This is a genomic window from uncultured Mucilaginibacter sp. (assembly GCF_937859865.1).
In the GTDB taxonomy this organism is placed as follows: Bacteria; Bacteroidota; Bacteroidia; order Sphingobacteriales; family Sphingobacteriaceae; genus Mucilaginibacter_A.
The window spans coordinates 1-5,155 of record NZ_CALMAT010000015.1; the positions used below are offsets into that span (position 1 = coordinate 1).

Sequence of the window (5,155 nt, forward strand, 5' to 3'; positions counted from 1 at the left end):
CGCTTATCCTTCGCGCACTGAAATTATGGTGCTAAAAGAAGTATCGTTCCATGCGCGTTCGGGCGAAAAAGTAGCGATCGTTGGGCCAAGCGGCGCAGGAAAATCAACCATTGCCGGTTTAATTTTGCAATTTTACCATCCGCAAAACGGCGAAATTTTGTTTGACGGGAAACCGGCTTCCTCCTATTCATTGACCGATATTCGTAACCAGGTTGCCATTGTTCCGCAAGATGTTTTGCTTTTTGGCGGAACGATTCGGGAAAACATTGCTTACGGCAGGTTAAATGCAACAGAAGCAGAAGTGTTGCAGGCTGCCCAACGGGCCAATGCGCACCAGTTTATCACTTCTTTTCCCGAAGGTTATGATACTTTGGTGGGCGAGCGCGGCGTTAAATTATCCGGCGGCCAACGGCAGCGTATTGCCATTGCCCGTGCTTTGCTTAAAAACCCGGCTATCCTGATTTTGGATGAAGCCACTTCTTCATTAGACTCAGAATCAGAACGTTTGGTGCAGGAAGCACTGGAAGAACTGATGAAAAACCGCACTTCCATCATCATTGCCCATCGCCTTTCTACCATCCGCGAAGCAGACCAAATCATCGTTTTGGAAAAAGGGAAAGTGATAGAAAGCGGCACACATGATGAATTGGTGATGAACGAAGGCGGACTTTATCGTTATCTTAGCCGGTTACAATTTGAAGTTTAAGTTCCTGAAGAATCAGGATGCTTCTTTTACCCATAAAAAATTAGCGTTTTGATACGCAGAAAGAGAATAAATGAAATTAACAATTTGGGGTGCTGCCGAACAGGTTACAGGCAGCATGCACCTGCTGACTACAGCAAATAACTATAAGATATTGATTGATTGCGGCTTGGATTACGAGCGCGACCACAACATACAACTGAACGAAGATTTCCCTTTTAGCCCAAGCGAAATTGATTTAGTGATCCTCACACATGCACACATTGACCATTCGGGAAATTTGCCAACTTTGGTTCGGATGGGTTTTGAAGGACAAATTTTATGCACGCCGCCAACTGCAGAACTGGCAGAATTGCTGCTGATAGATTCGGTGAGTATTTTTATGCAGAAATCGCAAAAAAGCAGAAAGCACCGCGGCCATAAAAGGCGCGACGGCAGCCGAACGATCCAACCTTTATACCTGCAAAAGCACGTGGTTGATACGGTTGACCGCTTTGTAACCATCGGTTTTAACAAAGCTTTCCGTATCAACAATGATATCGAAGTTACTTTTGTTCCGGTTGGGCATTTGCTTGGTGCAGCGGCGGCGGTTTTAAAGATTAATGATAACGGAGAGGAAAAAACGATTACGTTTACGGGCGATATCGGCAGGAAAAATTATCCAACATTATCCGATCCGCAGCCGCTTCCGCCTTCGGATTATTTAGTTTCCGAATCTACTTATGGCGGCCGCAACCATTCAAAAGGAAAAACCGTGGAAGAAGTGCTAATCGAAACCATCGAAAAATGTTGTGTAAAAGAAGCAGGCCGGTTGATTATTCCGGCTTTTAGCATCGGCCGTACACAAGCTTTGGTTTTCTCGCTGAATAAAATCTTTTCGAAAGGTTTGTTGCCGCCGGTCAAGGTTTTTGTAGATAGCCCGATGGCCAATTCTTCGACCGGAATTTTTAGGAAACACCACGATTTATTGAGTGAAGAATCGCAGGATTTTTATCGAAAATCCGGCGACGAGTTTGAATTTGACAACTTGGTTTATGTCGAAAATTTAAAAGACAGCCGACAGGTTTCCAACTATTTTGAACCTTGCATCATCATTTCTTCTGCCGGAATGCTGGAAGGCGGAAGGATTCAGGACCATCTTTTTAACAATATCCAAAATTATTATTGCACCATTTTGTTTATTGGTTATTGTGCCAAAGGCACTTTAGGTTTCCGTTTGCTGCGCGGAGATCCGATTGTGCATATCAAAGACCGCGACTTGGCTGTTTATGCCACCATCAAACAAACGGATTTGTTTAGTGCGCATGGCGACCATGAAGATTTGGTAAATACCGTTAAACAGATAAATTCGGCAAAACTTAAACAAGTTTTTCTCGTACACGGGGAAACAACCAGTATGCAGGCATTGGCCGATACTTTAGCCGAAGACGGTTACCGAGTAACGGCCGCAAAAAAAGGCGTTGCATACGAGTTGTAAATACTTTTTGTGTTTACTAAAAACTTGTTTCATGATTAAACCTTTTATTTTTCGTAAGGCACTTTTTGCGCCTGCAATGCTTCTTTTAGGCAGTATTTTTTTGCATTCATGTACAGAAGAAATGCCGATTTTAAAGCCTTTGGGCACGTATACTACTTATGTACCTGCTACGGTATCTGACAAAAGCATGATCAACCTGAAAATAAACAACACCCAGAGCGATATTACCAATACTAAGCCGGGAACGATAATTTTTAATGTGGTAACAGGCGGAACGACTTTGCCAAATTTCAGGACCTATTTAATTGCCGGGGACAACGGAAGCACAACAAACCGTGCGCTTTATTCGGTTACTTTTCATTCAGATTCTGTTGGCAATAACATTTACGTTTTTGATGGTTCGCAAGTGATTGTCAACAAAAAAACTTACACGTCTTTCAACATCTCCGGAAGCAATAAATTTTCGGTTACCAAACTGGATGAAAAAACCAATACCGCTGTTGGCAGCTTTAGTTATTACGTTTACGATGATGCCCTTCACCCAACAGATTCGCTTTACGTTACCGGCGCTTTCAATATTTTTAAATAAAAAAAGGCTTGCAAAAATATATTTTTGCAAGCCTTTTTTCTGGTTGTTCATGATTGAAAAGGATTTGAATGTGCTCCTTTATTAGTTTATAACTTTCAAAATCCTTCCCTCACCTAAAATGTGCGTACCTTCACTAAAGGTGAATTTTTTACCGCTGCCAAAATCGTTACCCAAGTAATCTTTGTCCAAAAAAGTAATCTCTACTTCTCCTTCTTCGCCGGGAATAAATTCTTCTTTACCAATAAGCGTTATTTTACCGGTTTTTTTCATATTGGCAACGAAGTTAAAAGAAGGCTTATAACCGCTGGCAAAAGGGGTTTTACGGTATAAATTTCCCTGATACAATTTGATATAAGCCCTTACGTTTAACATAATTTATATAAAGCTCAACTATAAATTCAATTAAGATTTACTAAAATGCTGCATAATTAAAGTAGCCAACTCCACGCCGATTCTTTCCTGCGCTTCGTTGGTAGAAGCGCCAATGTGAGGTGTCAAAGAAATTTTAGGGTGGGTTAAAATATCCACACGTGGCGTTGGTTCGTTATTAAAAACATCCAATCCAGCAAAAGCCAGTTTTCCGCTGTTTAAAGCTTCCAGCAACGCAGCTTCGTCAATCGTTCCACCGCGCGAGGCATTCACTACGGCTGCGCCTTTTTTCATAGCCGCAAATTCTGCTGCACCCAAAACTGGTTCCGGGCTGAAAGGAACATGCAAGCTGATGAAATCGCTTTGCGCAATCAATTCTTCTTTGGATGCTTCTTTTACCGATACTTTTACCAATTGTCCATCGCCTAATTCGATGGCTAATTCGTTATTAAAAGGATATAAATCATAAGCTAATACTTTCATGCCCAAGCCAATCGCTATTTTGGCAACTTCGCGGCCAATCCGGCCGAAACCTAAAATACCGATTGTTTTTCCGCGCAGCTCGATGCCTTTTGCGTATGCTTTTTTTAGCTCATTAAATTTGGTGTTACCTTCTAAAGGCATTTTTCGGTTGCTGTCCTCCAAAAAACGGATGCCGGTAAAAAGGTGTGCAAAAACCAGTTCGGCCACAGAAAGCGAAGACGATGCAGGCGTGTTTATAACGGCAACGCCCTTTTCGCGGGCATATTCAACATCAATGTTGTCCATGCCAACGCCGCCACGGCCAATCAGTTTTAAATTCGGGCAAGCATCAATTAAAGCTTGGCGGACTTTTGTGGCACTTCTTACCGTGATCGCATCAAAATTTTGTAATTGTTCGGCTAATTGTTCTTGCGGAACATGCTCGGTTTCTACATAAAAACCTACGCTTTCTAAAAGTGCTTTTCCGGCTGGGTCAATCCCGTCGTTTGCTAATATCCTGATCATTTATTTTTGTGTTGAAGGATGATAAGGCTGTTTAAATTTATACAAGAAAAAACCTTAATGCTTCTTTTACCCTATAAAAATTGATGTGGAATTGGGTTTTGTTTAGGTTGATACAAACACCAATTTTTATAGGGTAAAAGAAGCATCTAAACCTTAACAAGTAAATTTTAAACAGGCCAAATTTGTTATTTATTCTTTTCGGCGAATTCCTGCATAGCATCAACCAAAGCATGGATGCTGGTAATGGGCAAAGCATTGTAAATGGAAGCCCGGAAACCGCCCGCACTTCTGTGGCCTTTGATGCCAACCAAATCGCGTTCTTCAGCAAACTTTAAAAAAGGTTTCTCCAATTCTGGCTTCTCCATCACAAAGCAAACGTTCATAACCGAACGGTCTTCTACGGCACAAACGCCTTTAAATAAAGGGTTTCTGTCGATTTCCTGATAAATTGCTTTTGCTTTGGCTTCGTTTGCTTTGGCAATTGCAGCTACGCCTCCGTTTGCTTTGATCCAACGTAAGGTTAACATCGAAACATAAATGGCAAAAACCGGCGGCGTATTGTACATCGAACCATTTTCAATATGCAATTGGTAATTTAACATCGAAGGAATTGCACGTTCCGCTTTTCCCAAAATTTCATCTTTCACAATCACAACCGTTGCGCCTGCCGGACCCATATTTTTTTGTGCGCCGGCATAAATCAAACCAAAATCGGCCACATTAATTTCTCTGCTGAAAATATCAGAAGACATATCGGCAACCATCGGAACCGGCGATTTTGGAAACTGGTGCAGTTGTGTGCCGTAAATGGTATTGTTGGAAGTTACATGGAAATAAGCCGCATCTTCTGGGATAGTATAATTTTTCGGGATTTGCTTAAAGTTGTTCTCTTTATCGGTAGCAACTACCACCGGCGTTCCGAAAATTTTGGCTTCTTTTATCGCTTTGTTTGCCCAAACACCGGTTTCTAAATACGCGGCAGTTTTACCTTGTGGCAGCAAATTATAAGGCACCATGGCAAATTGCAAAC

At 41.8% G+C, this 5,155-nt stretch carries 5 protein-coding genes and 1 pseudogene (1 of these 6 cut by a window edge); 3 read left to right on the top strand and 3 right to left on the bottom strand.

Features of this window, described 5'->3' with window-relative positions:
* The 3 genes from Q0192_RS01950 to Q0192_RS01960 all read left to right on the top strand — a co-directional run.
* A partial coding sequence (locus tag Q0192_RS01950; RefSeq protein ID WP_299285271.1) for an ATP-binding cassette domain-containing protein occupies positions 1–706 on the top strand: 706 nt, incomplete at its 5' end.
* A gap of 70 nt (positions 707–776) precedes the next feature.
* Positions 777–2,180, top strand: coding sequence for an MBL fold metallo-hydrolase (locus tag Q0192_RS01955; protein WP_299285274.1), 1,404 nt, complete (start codon positions 777–779; stop codon positions 2,178–2,180).
* A gap of 31 nt (positions 2,181–2,211) precedes the next feature.
* A complete protein-coding gene (locus Q0192_RS01960; RefSeq protein WP_299285277.1) occupies positions 2,212–2,769 on the top strand; it encodes a hypothetical protein in 558 nt (185 codons plus the stop codon).
* An 81-nt stretch (positions 2,770–2,850) separates the two neighbouring features.
* On the opposite strand, the gene Q0192_RS01965 is transcribed toward Q0192_RS01960, so the two are convergent.
* The 3 genes and pseudogenes from Q0192_RS01965 to serC form a co-directional block, all read right to left on the bottom strand.
* Positions 2,851–3,141: a hypothetical protein gene (locus Q0192_RS01965; protein WP_299285280.1), complete on the bottom strand. Its 291-nt coding sequence runs from the start codon at positions 3,139–3,141 to the stop codon at positions 2,851–2,853.
* Between the two features lie 30 nt (positions 3,142–3,171).
* Positions 3,172–4,125, bottom strand: a complete 954-nt coding sequence (locus Q0192_RS01970) for a D-2-hydroxyacid dehydrogenase (protein WP_299285283.1) — start codon at positions 4,123–4,125, stop codon at positions 3,172–3,174.
* Between the two features lie 185 nt (positions 4,126–4,310).
* Positions 4,311–5,155 (bottom strand): annotated as a pseudogene (serC, locus tag Q0192_RS01975) (3-phosphoserine/phosphohydroxythreonine transaminase) (it continues 169 nt past the right edge of the window).